The sequence below is a fragment of the Anaerobacillus sp. QJM3NY_17 genome (assembly GCF_056173665.1).
The window spans coordinates 1317119-1335177 of record NZ_CM149685.1 but is presented as its reverse complement, the minus strand read 5'-3'; the positions used below and the strand labels follow the sequence as shown (position 1 = coordinate 1335177).

Below are 18059 nucleotides of genomic sequence, written 5' to 3'. Positions count from 1 at the left end.
CATGATGGAAAGAACGGATAGTTTCTCCAATTCCGTTAATGATAAAGGAAGATAACTTTCGGAGTGATGTTGATATGAAAAGAAGGCGTTTTCCACGATCCTCCTCATTGATTGAGGATCAAATAAAACAGGAGTTTCATAACACCGAAGACCTCAAGCTAAAAACCGTTAAACTCGATGGGCTCACACTGACACTTGTGTATCTTGACGATATTTCTGATCGAATGGTGATTCAAAAGACGATCATTAGTCCACTTCTTACCATTTCAGACGATCAAACAAAGATTAGCGCAGCTGATCTTCCTGATCTTATTCCTATGGCTGCGATTAACAACATTGAAGATAATAGCCTCATTTCAAGGCACCTCATGGATGGATGCACCGTTATTATTGCTCGTGAGGAAGACATTGACACTGTTTACGCTGTGAAAACGACCTATTCTGTGAAGCGCTCACCTGATGAACCGGTCAATGAACCGACGATTAGCGGTCCACGGGATGGTTTTATAGAATGCCTGCAAGATAACAAAGCATTATTACGTGCTCACTTAAAAACAAGCGATCTTTTATTTGAACAACATCTGATTGGAAAAGACGTTGTGAAATACATCTCTTTAACTTATTTGCAAGGAAAAACAGATCGAAAATTAATTGAAGAAACCAGAGAACGAATAAACGAAATTAATGCAGATTATATAACTGATGCAGGGATACTTGAACAGCTCCTTGAGCGAAATCCGCTGTCAGTCTTTCCCGAATTAACATCAACACAGCATCCAACGAAGGTAGCAAACGCCTTACTTGAAGGGCGTGTCGCAATTATGACAGACGGCTCTCCCACTGTCCTGATTGCCCCAACAACGCTTAACATGCTTCTTCAAACACCTGACGACTACTACTTTAAATGGATTCCCGCTTCATTAATTCGATTATTAAGCTATTTTACTGCACTTATTTCTGTACTATTGCCTGCAACTTACATTGCTTTAGTCTCGTTTCACCACGGGCTTATTCCCACTAGCCTGGCCGTTTCTTTATCTAAAACAAGAGAAGGTGTACCTTTCCCATCGGTAATTGAAGCTTTTATTATGGAGCTTACGATCGAGATTTTACGGGAAGCAGGAGTAAGGTTACCAAAACCAATCGGATCTACAGTTAGTATTGTAGGAGCTATTGTTATCGGTGAAACGGCGGTAAGTTCGGGCATCGTTAGTCCAATGATGGTCATGGTCATTTCATTCACAGCGATCTGTTCATTTGCGATTCCGAATTACCAGCTCAGCCTGGCGTTAAGAACCATTCGTTTTTTCTTCCTGTTCTCTGCAGCCATACTAGGTGTATACGGTTTGCTAATCGCCATTTTCATCGTAACAACTCATTTAATTAAACTTAGAAGTTTCGGAACGCCATACATGGAGCCATTTGCGCCGATTCAGCTGAAAAGCTGGAAAGATTCGTTTGTACGTCTTTATTATCGTGTGGGAAAGAAGGATAGGAAACTACATGAAAAATAACCATACCTCCCTTCCAATCATCATTTTCATTATATCAACGATCGTCGGTGTCGGAATTGTCACGTTGCCAAGACAAACCGCAGCAGTCGTCGGTCAATCTAACATGTGGATGAGCGTTATTTTAGGAGCCGGCATTGCATTTATAAATGCGATTTTTCTATTTATGCTCATTAAGCGCTTCCCTATGAAAACAGTCTTTGATATAGGAACTGAACTAACTGGAAAATGGATCGGCAAAGGGATTAACCTCATTTTTGTTGCCTATATGATTGTAATCTCATCCTACATCATTCGAACAATGGCCGAGATTGTGAATTACTACCTGCTTGATAAAACGCCCAAGTTTGTTGTCTTACTCGTACTTGTCGTTTCGTGTATGTATCTTGTATCAAGCGGACTTTCCAATATCATGCTATTTTTTCAACTGTACTTTCCAATCATCTTATTTATGTTTTTTGTCTTAACTCTTCTTAGTATCAAAAATATTGAACCAACCCACTTACGCCCCATCTTCTATTTTGATGGAATCGAAATATTAAAAGGAGCTCACACAACCTTTTTTTCATTTGTAGGATATGAGCTGATCATGGTGTTGTCAGGTAAATTTACGTTTACGAAATGGAAACCAATACTCACCATTTTCAGCATCAGCATTGGGAGTGTTTGTGTGATTTATGTCCTCTTCTTCATTCTGAACATCGGTGTCCTTAGTATCGAGGAACTGAAGGTGATTACATTTCCAACAATTGAAATGGCAAAAGCAATCGAATTTCAGGGATTCTTCTTTGAGCGATTCGAACTTCTCTTCCTATTCGGATGGATCATTACGATCTTCACGACTTTAGCCGCCTATTACTATTCGGCAGTGCTTGGCATGAGGAAAACGTTTCAGGTAAAAAACACTCTCCCTATGACTATGATTATTGGGTTCATCATTCTGATGCTCTCGTTATTACCATCAGGCATTACTGAACTATTTTCATACGGGACATACGTGAATTATTTATCCTACACCGCTCTCATCGCGCTCCCCCTATTGCTTCTAGCGCTCTCGCTTGGAAAGGGGACTGCTCAATGAAGAGAATTTCCTTATTTCTAGCTGTTCTTCCACTCATCTTGCTAACGGCGTGCTGGGATAGTAACGAAATTGAAGATCTCGGCATGATCATGGGGATTGGACTTGATTATCATGAAGACAAAGAGGAAGTGTTTGCCTTAACAAACCAATACGTCGTTCCAAATAACATCCAGGGAACAGAGACCGGTACGACTGGAGATCAACCCTATCAGAACATTACTTTAAATGGGAATAATTTCTTTGAAGTGATTCGAGAAAATTCACTTGAAACTGATCGACCACCTAACTATACACATCTCAAATCAATGGTTCTCTCGGAAGAGCTTCTACGAAAAGAACCGATCAAGCAACTAATCAGCTTCTTTTTGCGTGATCATGAATTTAGGAGAACCGTTTCCTTATTTATTTCAAGGGAGCCTGCCGCTTCGATACTAAATGTCGAACCAACAAAAGAAATGTTTCCTGCTGTGCAGTTGAAGGAGCTCACTCAAAACAAAGAGCGGAGTCTTTATGTATTGGATAATCTTAAATTCGGAGAAGCCTCCAATAGGATTACAGAAGATGCAAGCTTCGTCATTCCTGAAGTAGGAATTCACGAAAATAGACTGCGATTGCTTGGGGGCGGAATTATATCAAATAAAAAAGAAAAATTAGTTGGCTGGCTTTCACCAGAAGAAGTTGGAGGATTCAAATGGGTGACAGATGAAGTTCAGGGTGGGCTCGTAACCATTGAAGCGGGAGAGTCCAGAGAAGATCAAGTTGTCCTAGAAATAATGAAATCGAACACAACCGTTAAGCCAAATGTAGAAAACGGAAAGCTAACCGTCGACCTTATTGTAGAAAGTTCTTTGCGACTTGCGGAGGACTGGGATATAGAACGCGACGTTTTCAAAGAAGGATGGGAAACGCCACTCCAAGAAAAGGGACAACAAGTCGTCAAGAAAGATATTGAACGCGTTCTTTCCATCGCACAGAAAGAACAGCAACTCGATTTTCTGGAAATTGGCACATGGGTAAAAATCAAACAACCTAGGTACTGGAAGGAACACGAGAAAAATTGGGAAAGCATTTTCCCTTCCCTTACTGTTAATGTAGACGTGAATCTCACCATAACAGGTTATGGGACTCAGGATATTAATTAATGAGAGCCAATCAACTTCATACGTAATCAATAAATAAAGCAGCGCTCTTCATAAGAAGCGCTGCTTTATCTATTAGTAAGTTAGCCGTGATTTTTAGCAATACCTGCTAATTCTTCTTTTGTTCGAAATCCAACCGCATTCTCAACAAGTTCGCCATCTTTAAAGAAAAGCAATGTTGGAATGCTCATCACGTCGTACTTTCTTGCTGTTTCTGGATTTGAATCCACATCAAGTTGGACAATTTTTAATTGCTCGCCTAGTTCCTCATCTAGTTCATCCAACACTGGCGCGATCATTTTACATGGGCCACACCAGGGCGCTCCTAGATCTGCTAGAACGAGTCCTTGATTTGTTTCTTCTTCGAAGTTTTGGTCCGTTACTTTTTGTACTGCCATTATATCTCTCCTCTTACCTTATTTTATAACTACTAAAAACTAATTTAGTGGTTAGAATACTACATTATGTTATAATCGATGTCAACGATAAAGCAAAAGGTGTGTTTCAACATGATACTCGAAACGAGTTTTTCCCATTTTTCTAATTTCCTATTTATTAACTTAATGAACACATTAAAAATACAAAATCAAAACCCTATCGATCTGCTATTAACGGAAGAGAACGTCGTTCAGTGGATCACATTAATGGAAAACAAGGGGTTGTTAAACAAGAAACAAGTAGAATTCATTAAGAAGGATCCTATTTATACAAATGACATTCAACACTTTCGGAATCAATGTCGTGAATACTTCGCTTCAAACCTTTCTCAAGTCGATTTTTTCGAATTGCTAAGTAATGTGACAAAAGCGACCCCACTTTCTTTTACGATCGATGAAAAGTCCCTTACCCCGCTCCCTATTGAGGGTGGAACGAAAGGTTTACTCTCACTCATTGCCTATCAGATGCTTGATCATGAAGCGAGTGGTGTATTGGATAAAGTAAAAGCATGCGAAAGTGAAAATTGCCTGGCCTTTTTCGTCAACAAGAAGGGAAAGCGCAAATGGTGCTCGATGGAGGTTTGCGGAAATCGGACAAAAGCCAAAAAGCATTATCATAATAAAACGAAAACAGCTTCTTCTAACGAATAAAAACGGATGAGATCCCTAGGGATCTCATCCGTTTTTGTAGTTGATTGATTATGAATTTGTCACAAGCTCAACTGGCTTGGATTCTGGCACTATCGGCTGCTTCACTTCTTCACGGCCAGCGCGCTTAATGAAGAATGAGAGCACAAACGCAAGACCTGCAATAAATGTAGCAACAAAGAAGGCAAAGTTAATCCCTTCAAGCATCGCCTGCATGGCAATTTGTTGCTGCATCGTAGGATCTACCGCTCCGCTCGTCGCTGCTTCCCTCGCAAGATCAGCCGCAGCGGATTCTGTTCGGTTAGACATAATCGTAACGAGAAGCGCTGTACCAATGGCGCCCGCTACCTGATTCAACGTATTGTTCATCGCTGTACCGTGCGGATAAAAACGAGCTGGTAGCTGATTTAATCCATTCGTTGATACAGGCATCATAACCATTGACATTCCGAACATGCGCACAGCATGAAGAATCATAATGTAGTTATACGTCGTATCCATAGACAATGTACTAAACAGGTATGTTGTGACAACTGTAATAGCTAGACCCGTTGTCGCCAAAATGCGTCCGCCAATTTTATCAAATAAGCGACCTGTAATCGGAGACATAAATGCCATCACAAGTGCACCCGGAAGCATCATCAATCCTGCATCAAGTGGTGAAATGCCTCGAATGGTTTGCACGTAAATCGGGAGCAACAGCATTCCTGAAAACATCGCCATATTTAAAACCATTGTAATGGAAGATGAAAGAGCGAACATTGGATATTTGAAAATCGAAAAATTCAACATTGGTCGTTCTTGTTTCGACTGTCTAATAATAAACGTCGTCAGAGAAATAACCCCAATTCCAATCGTTAAGTAAACTTGTGGGCTATCCCAACCTTTATTCCCTGCAGAACTAAAGCCGTAAAGAATACCTCCAAAACCAATACTTGATAAGATCAGTGAAAAGAGATCGAGACGAATGTTTACCTTTTCCTTTTTATCTTTCAACAAGAAGAAACCAAGTAGGAAAATCGTAATAGCAATTGGCGTCACGAAATGGAAAAGCATTCTCCAATCGTAGTTTTCAATAATCCAACCAGAGAGCGTCGGACCAATTGCTGGCGCCGCCATGAGAATTAAACCGAAAACACCCATTGCCGCCCCTCTTTTTTCAATTGGAAAGCTAACGAGCATAACATTCATCAAGAGCGGCATCATAATCGCTGAACCTGAAGCTTGAAGCATTCTTCCTCCAAGTAGAACCGGGAAGATCTCCGCCATCCCCGCAACAACTGTACCGATTGTAAATAATCCAATCGCAACAAGAAATAAGCGACGCACGGAATATTTTTCAATAAGAAATGCCGTTGCCGGAATCATAATACCGTTCACAAGCATAAATCCTGTTGTAAGCCACTGAACCGTAGCCGTTTCAATTTGTAAATCTGTCATAATCGATGGCAACGCAATATTAAGCAATGTATTATTTAAAAACGCAATAAACGCACCAACAATCAGAATCGCAAGAATGCCGTACTTTGGTTTTGGCGTCTCTTTCACTGATTGACTCATCATCATTCCCCCATATACCTTTAGTTCAATTATTTATACCATCGGTTCAAATCTCTAATATCATATACCATGAGTTCAACTTTTGCAATCATTATTTCTTCCCAATTTGAAAGGATTTGTTTCTAATCAAGAAATAAGGTATGATCAGTTTTATACCGGCAGTACAATAATAAGTTTCATTTAAATAAAACGAAGTAAAAGGTGATAGAATGAACGATCGCAAACAGCACGTTATTAAGATGGCGCATCAGCTTTTTATTGAAAGAGGCTTTCAGGCAACATCCATTCAAGACATCCTAGAATATAGCGGCATTTCAAAAGGCACGTTCTACAATTACTTCTCATCGAAAAATGAGTTATTAATCGCTCTTTTCAAGGCCCTTTATGGCTCAATGGAAACAAGCCGAGATGAATTGATGATCGGCCAAGATCGTGCTGACCTTACTATCTTTATTAAACAAATTGAACTGCAAATGAATACGAATAAGAAAAACAAGCTGATTACACTTTTCGAAGAAGTGTTTGTCTCGAATGATGAGGATTTGAAGGATTTCCTAAAAGAAGGACAAAAGAGAATGATTCAGTGGGTATTCACTCGTTTTCTTGAGCTATTCGGAGAAGATAAGCGACCATATCTACTTGATGGGGCGATCATGTTTCTGGGCATACTTCACCACAATGTTAAGTACTATTCCATTGCAAACGGTCCGAGCGTAGACATTTCCCCAGTAGTACACTATAGCGTCCAACGTATCGTTAGTATCGTTAACGATGCCGCTGCTGCAGGAGAACAGCTGAACAAACCTGAACAAATGAGTACCTGGCTACCAAATGCGACGAATTCCGATGAAGATTTTAAAGAAAAACTTCAGCAAACAATCGCAACCCTGAAGAGGGGCTTGAACGAGAAACACACAAAATCAATAGAACTTCTAGATTTTATCCAGGATGAGTTTCTTCATTCTAAGAAGTCACGAGAATTTCTCATTGAAAGCGTTCTTTGTTCATTGAGGGACGATCGAACGCTTGACCAAAAATCCGTTGCTACGCTCGATGAATTAGTAAAAGGGTATTTTGTGAGAGTGGCTGAAGCTTGCGAACGTTCAAACACATAATGAGCACCAATACCATTGAAAAAAGCCGCCCAGTTTGCCTTGGCGGCTTTCATACTAACTGACTTCTTTACGATAGTACAAAGATTAAAATTATGCCGATTTTACTCCATTCTCCTCTTCCACTTAGTATCAAATTGAATAAAAGGTCTCAATAATTACTACCCGGATTAAATCTGGACCTCATTTCGTTTAATCGCTTCACTTTCCACTCGGTCCATAAATTCCTGAACAACATTCATTTGATCCTTTTGACGGCTTAGCTTAAGCATGGCGCGCCCCACAAAATTCACGCCTTTATTTTGACCTTCGTAAATGAATTTTGTTTCGCTTTCACTCACTTTTTCTAGTATAAAACCAAGCGATATTTCAAACGCCTTTCCTAACACAAAACTAATCCGTTTCTCTTTATATTCTTCTCGATCCTCGTAGGCGATCGTCTCAACCATGTAAGTTTCAAGTCTTTTTCCTTCCCGATACGTTTGACGATGCTTCGCTCCGACTTGATCCTCTTCCAATTCCATTAATACATGCTCCTCAACTTTTGGCATGATCGTTTGAATATTTTCGTCTCTAAACAAATCCCAAACCGTTTCGATCGGCACACGAATCACCTTCTCCTCTTTCCAGCTAATCATTCTTTTCCCTCCCTGATTTAAGAAACTCATCAATGTCGTTAAGTTGAAGTTGCAAATCGTTGATTTGTTCCAAAATACTCGTTTTCTTTTGACTCAAAAGATCTTCTAAATGAGCAAACGACTCATCATCCATCACAGATTTCATTTCCTGAATTGTAAATCCAAATCTCCGTAGCTTTCCTAATAATAAGGCAAGAAAATAACTGCCATCATCGTAGTATTTGTAACGGCTCTTCGGATCAATATAGGCAGGCTCTAATAGCTTAACTTCTGCATAATAGCGAAGCGTTTCTTTACTTAACCCTGTTAACTGGGCAAACTCACTTATTTTATACATGTCTCCTCCCCCTTAATCTTAAACTGCGGGGTACACCACCTAGTCAAGTACACTACAACAATTATTTTGGCCAGTGTTAGAGATATCCCCTTCTACTTAACGAAAAAAAAGAACGCTTATCTCTAAGCGTCCCCTCACTTCTTATTTTTTTGTGATCAACACACGTCCAACTGAACGATCCGTTGCTTCACCTGTTACTTTGAATTTCAAGCCATATTGGGGTACATTACGTCCTGCATCAGGAATGGCTTCATTCAAATAACTTTTCTTATCGTTGAATTCTTTCACAAATTGATTTTTCTTATCTGTCATTGTGCGACCAAGAAGCTCGCTGTAGTCAATGAACATCTTCTCATCTTTACGAAGGCTGAATGCAGCATCATGAATTTGGTAACGTGTTTGGGCCACCGTTCCGTCACTCCAGAACAATTCGTGCTGATCCGCATCCACAACCCCAAGGAACCCTTCGCCAGGGTGAACGCCTGTCCAGTTATCAGAATACTTGTTATCCACGTACCAAACAACTAAACCAGGATCATAAGACATCAAGCTAGCACCACGACGAATGTGATCAAGTCCTTCATCGACACCTTGATGATTTCTCCATTCAAGAAGGTAGTAGTGTTCTGAAACCTTCACTCCTTTATCCTTTGTGAAACCATCTAACTCCACTTTAGGCTCGCCTTCTGCATCGTCAAAGAGAAGCTCGTTCCCATCCGCTGTTACGCGAATATCATCAACATAGAAGCCAGGATTAATTGCAGCTCCATCTGTCCAGTAGTTCATTTTCACTTGTACATCTTTTCCTGCATAAGCGCTCAAATCAAATGTAGCATCAATCCAACCATTAGATAGACCGGTAATGCCGTGTCCAGGATTATTATCATACGGATTAGTTTCTGTCGTGATATTTCCCCGGATCGCTGTCCAGTTCTCACCATCTTCACTTACTTGAATCGAACCATAATCCCAGTCCTCTTCAATGTCATACCATGTCTTAAACGTCAATTCGGCTGATGACGCATTTGAAAGATCGACATTCATCACAGCGGAATTATCTAAATCATTGTCACTCCCACTGAAATACTCGAATTCGCCGCTAAATGGCGTATTAATTTCTGTTTCTTTGTCTGGAAGGTTGATACGAAGCGCGTCAAGGTTTGTCCCTTTCGTGTTCGCTTGATCCAAATAAACTTCCAAACCTTTTTTGTCAATCTCATCTAAATCAACTTCATCATACTTCAACCAATTTCCACCTTGAGCAGCCTGAAGAAATTCTTTAGACCATGCGCTGAAACCAGTAGGTTCTGTTCCAGGAAGTGCACCAGCCCAGCTTCCGCTCGCCATGATTGACCAGTAAGATACTGCTTCACCAGCCCCAGAATATTGTGTATCGTACTCATCCGGTAAACCTAAATCGTGACCATATTCATGAGCGAACACTCCTGCTGCTCCATCAGCTGGTTCAATAGTATAGTCATATGCATACATGGAACCTGCACCAAAGTAATCCTCCTCTGGTTCTGGTGATCCTTCGATTGGGAAAATACTACCAAGATTCCAACGGTGAGACCAGATCGCATCAGATCCTAATTGTCCGCCACCAGCTTCTTCTCCAACTGCTGAGTGAACTACCATCAAGTGATCAACAAGACCATCTGGCTCACGGAAATTACCGTCACCGTCAAGATCATAGCGATCTTCTTGATCATATTCTGCTAGATTGACAGAAGGATCAGCAGCCGCTGCATTCAAAGCTTCTTTCACAAGACCACGCGCATTCTTGTCGCTATCATCTTCTGTCGGATAGTTACCACCGTATTCAGCTGCATTTTTGGATGCCATATACCATCCAGCAACAGTGCCATCTACCGTGTAAGCGCCATTTGATTGTTCTTCATAATATTGTTTCATAGAGATAAGATCTTCACCATTCGGACCTTCATACCCATCTTCACCGAAAATCATATCTTGATAGTGTTCCTTCACGTAATCTTCATAATACATATCAGATTCATCTGGCTTAATACTGTTATGTGGAAAATCAGGGAATTCGACTAAAAGGACTAGGACGTTATCAGAACGAACATCACCGTGGTAGTCTTCTTCAACGACTTTATCAAGTTTCTTGCCGCCTTTTTTCCCGTTGTCATTTCCCTTACCTTTGTTATCATTCTTTAACTTTTCTTTAATGTCAGCTTCAACTTCAAGCTTTTCATCTTCTAATTCCCCGGTCGTGTCTTTTTCCATAAGCGACTCAGACTTTTCTTTCAAAAACACATCCAATGCTTGTTCTGCTTCTTTCGCAGATGCATTTTTAGAGATTTTCCCACTCTCTTTCAGCATCTCAATTAGCTTTTCTTCATTTGCAATCGCTAGATCAAACGGACCTTGCTTATGTACAACTTCTTCCTTCACTTCTTGCTTCACTTGCGGCGTGTCTACACTAGCTTGACTACTCGCTCCAGGTGCTGTGAAAGCACTTAGCGTTAGCGCAGCAATCATCGCCATTGACAGTACATTTTTCCCCTTCAAAATCTCATTCCCCCTAAAAAATGTTTTTTACAATAGTTTTACAATAATCATACTATAATCCTTTTTCAGAAAAATTTGAATGATACAAAAGTCTCAATATTTCCTAAAACCCTCCTTTTTATGACTATTTTTTCAAGTAGTGAGCCATTTTTCACACTAATAAATCAGATCAAAAGCACCATTTGCTCATCACTATTTTGTTTTTTCGCAATAACGCTTCAACACGTTAAATTGAGTAAAAAATAGCAAAAGCCCTACAAATAAGAGAATCCGTTTGCAGGGCTTTTGCTAGAATGTGACTGATTCATATCCATCTATTTCCTCACCTTGAATCGTATATATGTAGAACATCAGCAGTAGCGTTAGCAACCAATTATAGATCATTATACTTAATGCGCTGTCTTGAAAATTTAAAAACAGTGCGCTAAAAAGGAGAAGGCAAATGACTACAGGTTTATTCAACTTCACTCACTCCCATCTAGTACTATACTACTTTAATAATACCATATATTTACCAGTTAACTTTTCGTTCCAAGCTCCGTGTTCTTTACTTCTTAAAATGAACAAAAAAAGTTCAAAAAAGGAGGCCATTCAATGCACTCCTTTTCTGAACTGTTAGAACCAAAGCTCTCGTCTAAGATTACTCTTTCGAACCTTCTTTTTCTAAGTCTTGTTGAATTTGTTTCTTCAAATCCTCGATATATTTCTCACTTGGTTTTGCGCCCTGGTCAATCCCTTCTGCTTTCTCCTTCAAGTACTCTTCTAACGCCTTCTGTATCTCACTTGGCGTCGCATTTTCCTTGATCACTCCTGTAGACATTAGCATTTCAATAAGTTTCTCATCATTCGCCATCATTCTTGCTTCTTGAGAGAAGTCACCTTCTGATGTAGCGGGAGCTGTCGTCTCTTCCCCCACGTCATCCTTTGATGTGTTTACGGTTTGAGCTTCATTATTTCCACAGCCGGCTAACCCAACGAATAATAAGGTTCCCAATAAAATCGGTAGAAGCTTGATCTTCACCATTAAGCCCTCCATTCGCTCACCCTTTTCTATCTAAACGAGTTAAACGGTGAAAAGGTTACAAATAGGTCTAAATTTGCTTGGTGACAGGCACTCTAAGCATTTATAAGGCGGATGATATGGAAGACTGGGTTGAGCTATGCTGATTAAAAAATGCAAGCGAAGCATCGTTAAACTCCCTTGGTTTTTCCACGTTACAAACGTGACCGCATTGCTTTAAGATCAAATGCTGTGCCTGTTCATCGCTTTTCGTATCTTCTAATAAAGGGTCTAAGAAGAGATGATCCTGTTCTCCAGAAATGTAGAGTTTCGGAATGTTTTGGCTATATTGTTGAACGTTCGCATATGCTGCATTTACTTGAGGTGTTAACGCATACCAAGCTAGAAAGTCTTTTCGATTCATTTTAAGGGCTGCTCTGATAAATAACTCTCTAGAGCTAGCATGATTCGCTTTAGGCATCATAATATAAGCAAACATTTTATATAGCCACATATATGGTACAAACGCTTTCACTGCATTTCCAGCGCGGAGCATGAAGGTAGCTAGAGGTGAATATCGTGTGATTGCGCCTCCTAGTACAGCACTCTGAATGCGTTCAGGAACTCGTTGAAGCAAATGATGCACGGCAACAGAGCCTAGTGAAATACCTACTAAATGTGCTTTAGAAATCTTCAACTCATCTAGAAGCAGAATCACTTCGTCTGCGACTAATTCTCTATTGAAAGGCATGTCATAACTGTCAGTACTCGGTGATTTCCCATGCCCCGGTAGGTTGATAGCAAGCACATCATACTCTTTTTTATATGTGGAGATCTGGTTACAGAAGATCCCATAGTTCCCACCAAGACCGTGAATCAACACGATCGTTTCACTGCAGTTCGCCTTCTTACTTTTGTAAAGCTTATAATCAAGCATGCTGTTAAATCCTCTCTGTATAAGGGGTGTTGTTTCCCATAGTTGAACCAATACTCTTGCATTAGTATAACCGTGAATGGGAGGAGATTGAAAGAAGAAAATCGTTAAGTTAATAAGTGTTTAATAAACAGAGAGTACTAGAGAACTCACACTTCTATCTTGAACTTTGCAATGAGTAGGAAGTACGTACCCATACCTCACCTTCAACTAGAAAAAAGCATTTCGGTTTGACCAAAAAAAGAATGTCCCAAAGTATAACTTTAGTGACACCCTCTTTAAATCTTCGCTTCTAGCATTATTATTAAATTTTCAAACCTTGATAATTCCTCTATAACTTCACGACTAAAAAGCCTAATGGTAATAAAAGAACAACAGCATTTAAGGCAATCCCCATTATTGCAAGTCTTCTTTTTGAAATGCGAAAAGCAACCACTCCTAGAAAAATGCCGACAGCGCAAATAATGATGGGGAAGAATATAGGGAAGATTTCAATTGTTGCTAGTTCAATAGCTCCGGATAGGAAGCTTCCTGCAATGATAGCAGCAAGACAGCCCGCTACAATGGAAACAATTGCAATAAAGGTACTGCTTCCATTGATTGATGAAGGTTTCTCTGACATTTGTCTCTCTCTCCTTTGGTGATAACCATCTCTCTCTACACCCTATTTACCCGAAAAAATTGGAAAATAACCATCCTAATGTTCTGTCGCCGGAAGGATTTGTGCCTCTAGTGCTTGTGCATTTCTTTTCAGCACATCTTCTTCTTTCAGTAAATGAAACAGCCCTCTCATCACAATCTCATCAGGTTTTGACTTTCTAGATTCTTCTGATATGCGATCCGTTACCTCTAGATAATATTGAGGCTGCTTTAATTCATGGATATTATTATAGAGCGCCTTCCAGGCACTCTCTCTTTTCTCAAACGATGTAAAAGCACCTTCTCGATCCATCCCTACGGAAAAAGGACGCATCATTTCATCATCTAGAAGAGGCGCGCTATTTCCTGCTAGAAAATCCGATGCTAGAATATCAATCTGCCTAACGATGTGCTTTCCAAGCTTTTCTGGAGAAAGCAGGCTCTCAGAAGAAATCATAAGACCTGTGTAGGAGGTATAAATGGATTGCGTCATCCACATCAAATCCCATTTATATGGGGCAATCTTCTCCCCATATAAATCAATCAAATTTCGTTCTAGCCAGCTAAAAAGTCGACCCCTCATTCGATGGCCCATTCCTTCAAGCTTCTCACTGCTTTGAGCGGATTCCCCGCGCATATGCATTTTCATATAAGATTTATATTCCAATATCCCTTCGAATTGGACCTGGAATTGTTTTGCAAACCGCTCATAAGGTGGTAGATTACCGTCTAATCCGACAACAAAAGCACGTTCAAAAACGAGCTGTTGATAGTGTTCATAAATCGAAATAATCAAATCTTCCTTTGATGGAAAAAATGAGTAAAGCGAACCTTTTGAGACACCCACACTATCAGCAATCTGCTGCATCGATGTATGCGTGTATCCTTTCTCTGCGATCAACTCAACCGCCGCTTCTAATATTGCTTTTCGTTTATCCATATCGTTCACCTCGATATCTTCTTCCATCAGAATACACTACTTGATGAGTGGAATGATAGTCACAATATGCCCTCGAGCTTAAACTGCATATCTCGATTAAAAGAAGAAGTTTACTTAATCATACCTGACTAACCTTCACCCTTTCGAATTCGTTTTCTAGCACACTCATTTCTTGACTTCCTAGCTAATCTCAGTAAAAATGACTATTGAGTCAAGCACATTAAAACTTTATATTTCAACAAATATGGGGTATAAATGACATCAGATTGACCGAACAGTCGAAAACGAACAGAGGAGGCTCTCATATGTTGAAATGGATTTTACAACGGTCCAAGCTCTTTATGATATTTATTCTATTATTTGTCATTGTTGGAGTGTTTACATTCATTCAACTTCCACAGCGTGAAATTCCGGAAACAACAGTAAATATCGGAACGATTAGCACCGTTTATCCTGGTGCAACGGTGGACACAGTTGAACGATCAATTACGAACCCAATCGAGTCATCGCTCAGTTCGATCGATGGCATCGCTGAAGTGACATCTTCTTCAGCAGCAGGCTTTTCGAACATTGTGATCGAAGTAGCGGAAGGAGAAAGTAAGAAGGAAGTGTTTGGTGACGTACGCCAGGCCGTTTCCGATGCCTCGACTTCATTTCCTGACGAAGCTTTCGAACCAGATGTAAATGAATCAACGGCAAAAATGCCGATTGTTTCCTACCATCTTACAAGCGATAACCGCGACAACCTCCTCTCTCTTGAAGAAGAATTAAATCGATGGAAAGAGGAAGTCGAAGAATTATCTGGCGTTTCTGGCGTTACGATCAAAGGACTGCCTGAAGAACAAATTTTAATTGAATTAAAACAAGAGGAATTAAAAGATTCCGGCTTGAACGTTACCGATGTTCAAAGTGCCATTAATAATGAATACTACCCAACTCCTCTAGGAAAACAGAAAATGGATGAGGAAGTTGTTCAGCTTTCTGTTGAAAACTACGATTCACTCGATGAAATGGAAGAGTTATTTGTAGGTAAAAACCCTGATGGAGACGCGGTTTACTTAAAAGACATTGCAAGCGTTGAAGTTAGTCCAAAAGACGTTGAAGATATTATCACTTTTGAAGGACAGCCGTCTGTTTCCTTCACCGCTTACGTAAAGTCCGGAGAAGATATCCCAACTGTTGACGAGCGTGTGAGCGATAAAGTGGATGAGCTTTCAGAAAGCCTGCCTTCGAACGTAGAACTGGAATCTTATTACTCTCAAGCTTCAATCGTTACGGACATTTTTGATGGCCTATTCCTATCCCTAGCGATTTCTGTGCTTGCCGTTATTGTGGCAACATCTCTCGGACTATCTGGATCGGGTGCGCTCGTCGTAGCACTTGCTGTTCCGATTTCCGTTCTGATGGGCTTTATTCCACTACCTTTTGCTGATGTGGATCTAAACCAGATCTCCGTCATCGGGTTAATCATCGCACTCGGGATTATCGTTGATGACTCGATCGTCATAAACGACAACATCCAGCGAAGATATAAGCTCGGCGATAAAGGTTTAATGGGAGCCGTTAATGGCGTGAAAGAGATTTGGGTGTCCATCGTGACCTCCTCTCTAGCGATCGTCTTTACCTTCCTGCCACTTATTTTCCTTTCAGGTGGTAATGGGGCATTTATACGCGCGTTGCCAACAGTGCTCATTACAACAATTATTGCATCAACATTAGTGGCACTCATTTTCGTACCGATTTTGCGCTACTTCTTAAGCCGTCGATCGAAGAAGCCAATGTCAGATGCACCAGGACTTCTTGGCAAACCGTTAAATAAGCTTGCCGATGTTTATGCCGACAAGCTTCTAAAGAAATTTTCAAAAAAACCAATTCTTGTTTCTATTCTTGGTCTTGTGCTCACGACAGCGATCTTCGGATTAGTCGTCTTAACACCGTTTGAGTTCTTCCCGGCTGCTGATAAGGAAGAAGTAACGGTCGACATCACGCTACCAATTGGTACGCCGATCGAAGACACACACGATACGCTTCAAGAAATCGAAGAAAAACTGAAAACAGATGACGGCGTATATGAAACAAGCGTCTTCACAGGCACAGGTACTCCTGGTCTCTTCAACAGCTCGCTAACGAGCACTGGTGAAAATACTGGCCAAATCGTTGCCAGAGTCGATCGAGAAAACCAGACAACGCAAGGACTCATTGACGACTGGACAGATAAGCTCAGAAATGAGTACCCGGATGCTGAGATTTTTATGGAAACGATCCAGCAGGGACCTCCTGCAGGAGCACCTGTGACCGTTACCGTCTCTGGACCAGAAATCGATAAGCTTATCGACCTTAGAGATGAGCTAACAAAAGAGATCGAAGGACTTGAAACAGACCTTGTCGTTGATAACGTAGGTGACTTTGAACCTTCGCTCGAATATGTACCAGATCGCGATGCACTCGAAGAAAATGGCATTACGGTCAATCAGATCAGCCAGCAAATTCGACTTGCAACGGCAGGTATTCCACTAAAAGCATTTGATAATGGCGTTGTAAAGCGTGATATGAATATCGTGCTAGAAGGTAGCAAAGATGAAGTCGATCTTTCAAGCCTTGAGCTTCCAGCCGCATCAACAGGTGGACCACCTGAACTCATCTCATTAGATGAGCTTGTGACAACAGAACAAAGTGAACAAATCCAAAAGATTCCTCACATTGATGGTGAACGCTCGATTACGCTTCGTGCCTTCCCTAAGGACGAGGAGAATTATGAAGCAAACGTAACAGAAATTGTGGAAGATCAGCGCGATCAGCTTGAGGATGCTGATTACAGCATTACACTTGGCGGTGAAAACGAAGCTCAAAGTGATTTCTTTGCTGAAATTACCGTACTCTTCATCATCGTACTCTTCCTAGTGTACCTATTGATTGCCCTGCAATTTAATTCACTTTCACTTCCGTTCCTAGTTCTCGTTGCCGTATACCTCGCAATCGCGGGTGCGATTCTTGGACTATTCGTTACCCAAACGCCAATCAGTTTCCTTGGTGTTATGGGAATGGTATCCCTCACCGGTATCGTAGTAAGAAACTCGGTTGTGTTAATTGAATTTATCGAACAAGCACTGAAAAAAGGCATGGATGTAAAAGACGCAGTTATTGAGTCCGGTCGTGTTCGCTTACGACCAATTCTCCTTACCGCGATTACATCAATCGTTGCCCTTATCCCAGTTGCCGTAAGTGGCGATGCGCTCTTTACACCGCTTGCCGTTACGATCATATCAGGTATCCTTTTCTCAGCTGTCTTAACGCTGATTATGGTTCCGATGCTTTACCTTGTTTTGTATCGATTTAGAGGCAAGAAAAAAGCACAAGAAGAAATGTAAGTAAAAAACGTTCAGAGGAAATCCTCTGAACGTTTTTTTGTGTGAGTGAATCGTTCTGCTATACTACACTTTTCGATACATATTTTTATACGGGGATGGTTTATGATTTTCTTCCTAAAGGCAAAAACTTTCACCTTTTTCAAATTTATTGAGTGAACTTTCTAAGATTCATGTAAAATC

General features: G+C 40.6%; 15 protein-coding genes. 6 read left to right on the top strand and 9 right to left on the bottom strand.

Annotated elements, in window-relative coordinates:
• Positions 1 to 74 precede the first annotated feature (74 nt).
• From AC0VYV_RS07210 to AC0VYV_RS07200, 3 genes are read left to right on the top strand one after another with little or no spacing between them, the layout of a single operon-like run.
• Positions 75 to 1514 carry a spore germination protein gene (locus tag AC0VYV_RS07210; RefSeq protein ID WP_475374687.1) on the top strand — a complete coding sequence of 480 codons (1440 nt, stop codon included), beginning with the start codon at positions 75 to 77 and terminating at the stop codon, positions 1512 to 1514.
• Positions 1504 to 2592 carry a GerAB/ArcD/ProY family transporter gene (locus AC0VYV_RS07205; RefSeq protein WP_475374686.1) on the top strand — a complete coding sequence of 363 codons (1089 nt, stop codon included), beginning with the start codon at positions 1504 to 1506 and terminating at the stop codon, positions 2590 to 2592. The genes AC0VYV_RS07210 and AC0VYV_RS07205 overlap by 11 nt, the downstream gene beginning before the upstream one ends.
• On the top strand, positions 2589 to 3734 hold the full coding sequence (locus AC0VYV_RS07200; RefSeq protein WP_475374685.1) for a Ger(x)C family spore germination protein: 1146 nt from the start codon (positions 2589 to 2591) through the stop codon (positions 3732 to 3734). Before AC0VYV_RS07205 ends, AC0VYV_RS07200 begins: the two co-directional genes overlap by 4 nt.
• An 80-nt stretch (positions 3735 to 3814) precedes the next feature.
• Here AC0VYV_RS07200 and trxA read toward each other — a convergent pair whose 3' ends face one another.
• Positions 3815 to 4129, bottom strand: a complete 315-nt coding sequence (trxA, locus tag AC0VYV_RS07195) for a thioredoxin (RefSeq protein WP_194220923.1) — start codon at positions 4127 to 4129, stop codon at positions 3815 to 3817.
• A gap of 111 nt (positions 4130 to 4240) precedes the next feature.
• On the opposite strand from trxA, the gene AC0VYV_RS07190 reads away from it, so the two are divergent.
• Positions 4241 to 4819 (top strand): CGNR zinc finger domain-containing protein, encoded by a 579-nt coding sequence (locus tag AC0VYV_RS07190; RefSeq protein WP_283152527.1) that lies wholly within the window; start codon positions 4241 to 4243, stop codon positions 4817 to 4819.
• A gap of 48 nt (positions 4820 to 4867) precedes the next feature.
• Here the strand turns inward: AC0VYV_RS07190 and AC0VYV_RS07185 are convergent, their stop codons facing one another.
• Complete coding sequence (locus tag AC0VYV_RS07185) at positions 4868 to 6376, bottom strand: DHA2 family efflux MFS transporter permease subunit (RefSeq protein WP_475374684.1); 1509 nt, start codon at positions 6374 to 6376, stop codon at positions 4868 to 4870.
• Positions 6377 to 6585: 209 nt separating this feature from the next.
• On the opposite strand from AC0VYV_RS07185, the gene AC0VYV_RS07180 reads away from it, so the two are divergent.
• The gene (locus tag AC0VYV_RS07180) at positions 6586 to 7491 is read left to right on the top strand and encodes a TetR/AcrR family transcriptional regulator (RefSeq protein WP_475374683.1); all 906 of its coding nucleotides are present in this window, start codon (positions 6586 to 6588) and stop codon (positions 7489 to 7491) included.
• 167 nt (positions 7492 to 7658) lie between these two features.
• On the opposite strand, the gene AC0VYV_RS07175 is transcribed toward AC0VYV_RS07180, so the two are convergent.
• From AC0VYV_RS07175 to AC0VYV_RS07145, 7 genes are all read right to left on the bottom strand, one after another.
• A complete protein-coding gene (locus AC0VYV_RS07175; protein ID WP_194220919.1) occupies positions 7659 to 8126 on the bottom strand; it encodes an SRPBCC family protein in 468 nt (155 codons plus the stop codon).
• Complete coding sequence (locus AC0VYV_RS07170; protein ID WP_475374682.1) at positions 8119 to 8463, bottom strand: MerR family transcriptional regulator; 345 nt, start codon at positions 8461 to 8463, stop codon at positions 8119 to 8121. The genes AC0VYV_RS07175 and AC0VYV_RS07170 overlap by 8 nt, the downstream gene beginning before the upstream one ends.
• Before the next feature lie 141 nt (positions 8464 to 8604).
• The gene (locus AC0VYV_RS07165; RefSeq protein WP_475374681.1) at positions 8605 to 10998 is read right to left on the bottom strand and encodes an immune inhibitor A domain-containing protein; all 2394 of its coding nucleotides are present in this window, start codon (positions 10996 to 10998) and stop codon (positions 8605 to 8607) included.
• Positions 10999 to 11638: 640 nt separating this feature from the next.
• A complete protein-coding gene (locus AC0VYV_RS07160; protein WP_430241288.1) occupies positions 11639 to 12019 on the bottom strand; it encodes a hypothetical protein in 381 nt (126 codons plus the stop codon).
• Between the two features lie 103 nt (positions 12020 to 12122).
• A complete protein-coding gene (locus AC0VYV_RS07155; protein WP_475374680.1) occupies positions 12123 to 12935 on the bottom strand; it encodes an alpha/beta fold hydrolase in 813 nt (270 codons plus the stop codon).
• A 328-nt stretch (positions 12936 to 13263) separates the two neighbouring features.
• Positions 13264 to 13554 carry a hypothetical protein gene (locus tag AC0VYV_RS07150; RefSeq protein ID WP_475366999.1) on the bottom strand — a complete coding sequence of 97 codons (291 nt, stop codon included), beginning with the start codon at positions 13552 to 13554 and terminating at the stop codon, positions 13264 to 13266.
• 75 nt (positions 13555 to 13629) lie between these two features.
• Entirely contained in the window at positions 13630 to 14511 is an 882-nt protein-coding gene (locus AC0VYV_RS07145; protein ID WP_475366998.1) for a TetR/AcrR family transcriptional regulator, read from the bottom strand.
• A gap of 305 nt (positions 14512 to 14816) precedes the next feature.
• On the opposite strand from AC0VYV_RS07145, the gene AC0VYV_RS07140 reads away from it, so the two are divergent.
• Positions 14817 to 17879: an efflux RND transporter permease subunit gene (locus tag AC0VYV_RS07140; RefSeq protein ID WP_475374679.1), complete on the top strand. Its 3063-nt coding sequence runs from the start codon at positions 14817 to 14819 to the stop codon at positions 17877 to 17879.
• The last annotated feature ends 180 nt before the right edge of the window (positions 17880 to 18059 follow it).

Coding starts and splice junctions, on each gene's coding strand:
- AC0VYV_RS07180 (WP_475374683.1), top strand. CDS start 6,586: ATGAACGATCGCAAACAGCACGTTATTAAGATGGCGCATCAGCTTTTT.
- AC0VYV_RS07175 (WP_194220919.1), bottom strand. CDS start 8,126: ATGATTAGCTGGAAAGAGGAGAAGGTGATTCGTGTGCCGATCGAAACG.
- AC0VYV_RS07155 (WP_475374680.1), bottom strand. CDS start 12,935: ATGCTTGATTATAAGCTTTACAAAAGTAAGAAGGCGAACTGCAGTGAA.
- AC0VYV_RS07190 (WP_283152527.1), top strand. CDS start 4,241: ATGATACTCGAAACGAGTTTTTCCCATTTTTCTAATTTCCTATTTATT.
- AC0VYV_RS07140 (WP_475374679.1), top strand. CDS start 14,817: ATGTTGAAATGGATTTTACAACGGTCCAAGCTCTTTATGATATTTATT.
- AC0VYV_RS07170 (WP_475374682.1), bottom strand. CDS start 8,463: ATGTATAAAATAAGTGAGTTTGCCCAGTTAACAGGGTTAAGTAAAGAA.
- AC0VYV_RS07200 (WP_475374685.1), top strand. CDS start 2,589: ATGAAGAGAATTTCCTTATTTCTAGCTGTTCTTCCACTCATCTTGCTA.
- AC0VYV_RS07210 (WP_475374687.1), top strand. CDS start 75: ATGAAAAGAAGGCGTTTTCCACGATCCTCCTCATTGATTGAGGATCAA.
- AC0VYV_RS07185 (WP_475374684.1), bottom strand. CDS start 6,376: ATGAGTCAATCAGTGAAAGAGACGCCAAAACCAAAGTACGGCATTCTT.
- AC0VYV_RS07150 (WP_475366999.1), bottom strand. CDS start 13,554: ATGTCAGAGAAACCTTCATCAATCAATGGAAGCAGTACCTTTATTGCA.
- AC0VYV_RS07205 (WP_475374686.1), top strand. CDS start 1,504: ATGAAAAATAACCATACCTCCCTTCCAATCATCATTTTCATTATATCA.
- AC0VYV_RS07145 (WP_475366998.1), bottom strand. CDS start 14,511: ATGGATAAACGAAAAGCAATATTAGAAGCGGCGGTTGAGTTGATCGCA.
- trxA (WP_194220923.1), bottom strand. CDS start 4,129: ATGGCAGTACAAAAAGTAACGGACCAAAACTTCGAAGAAGAAACAAAT.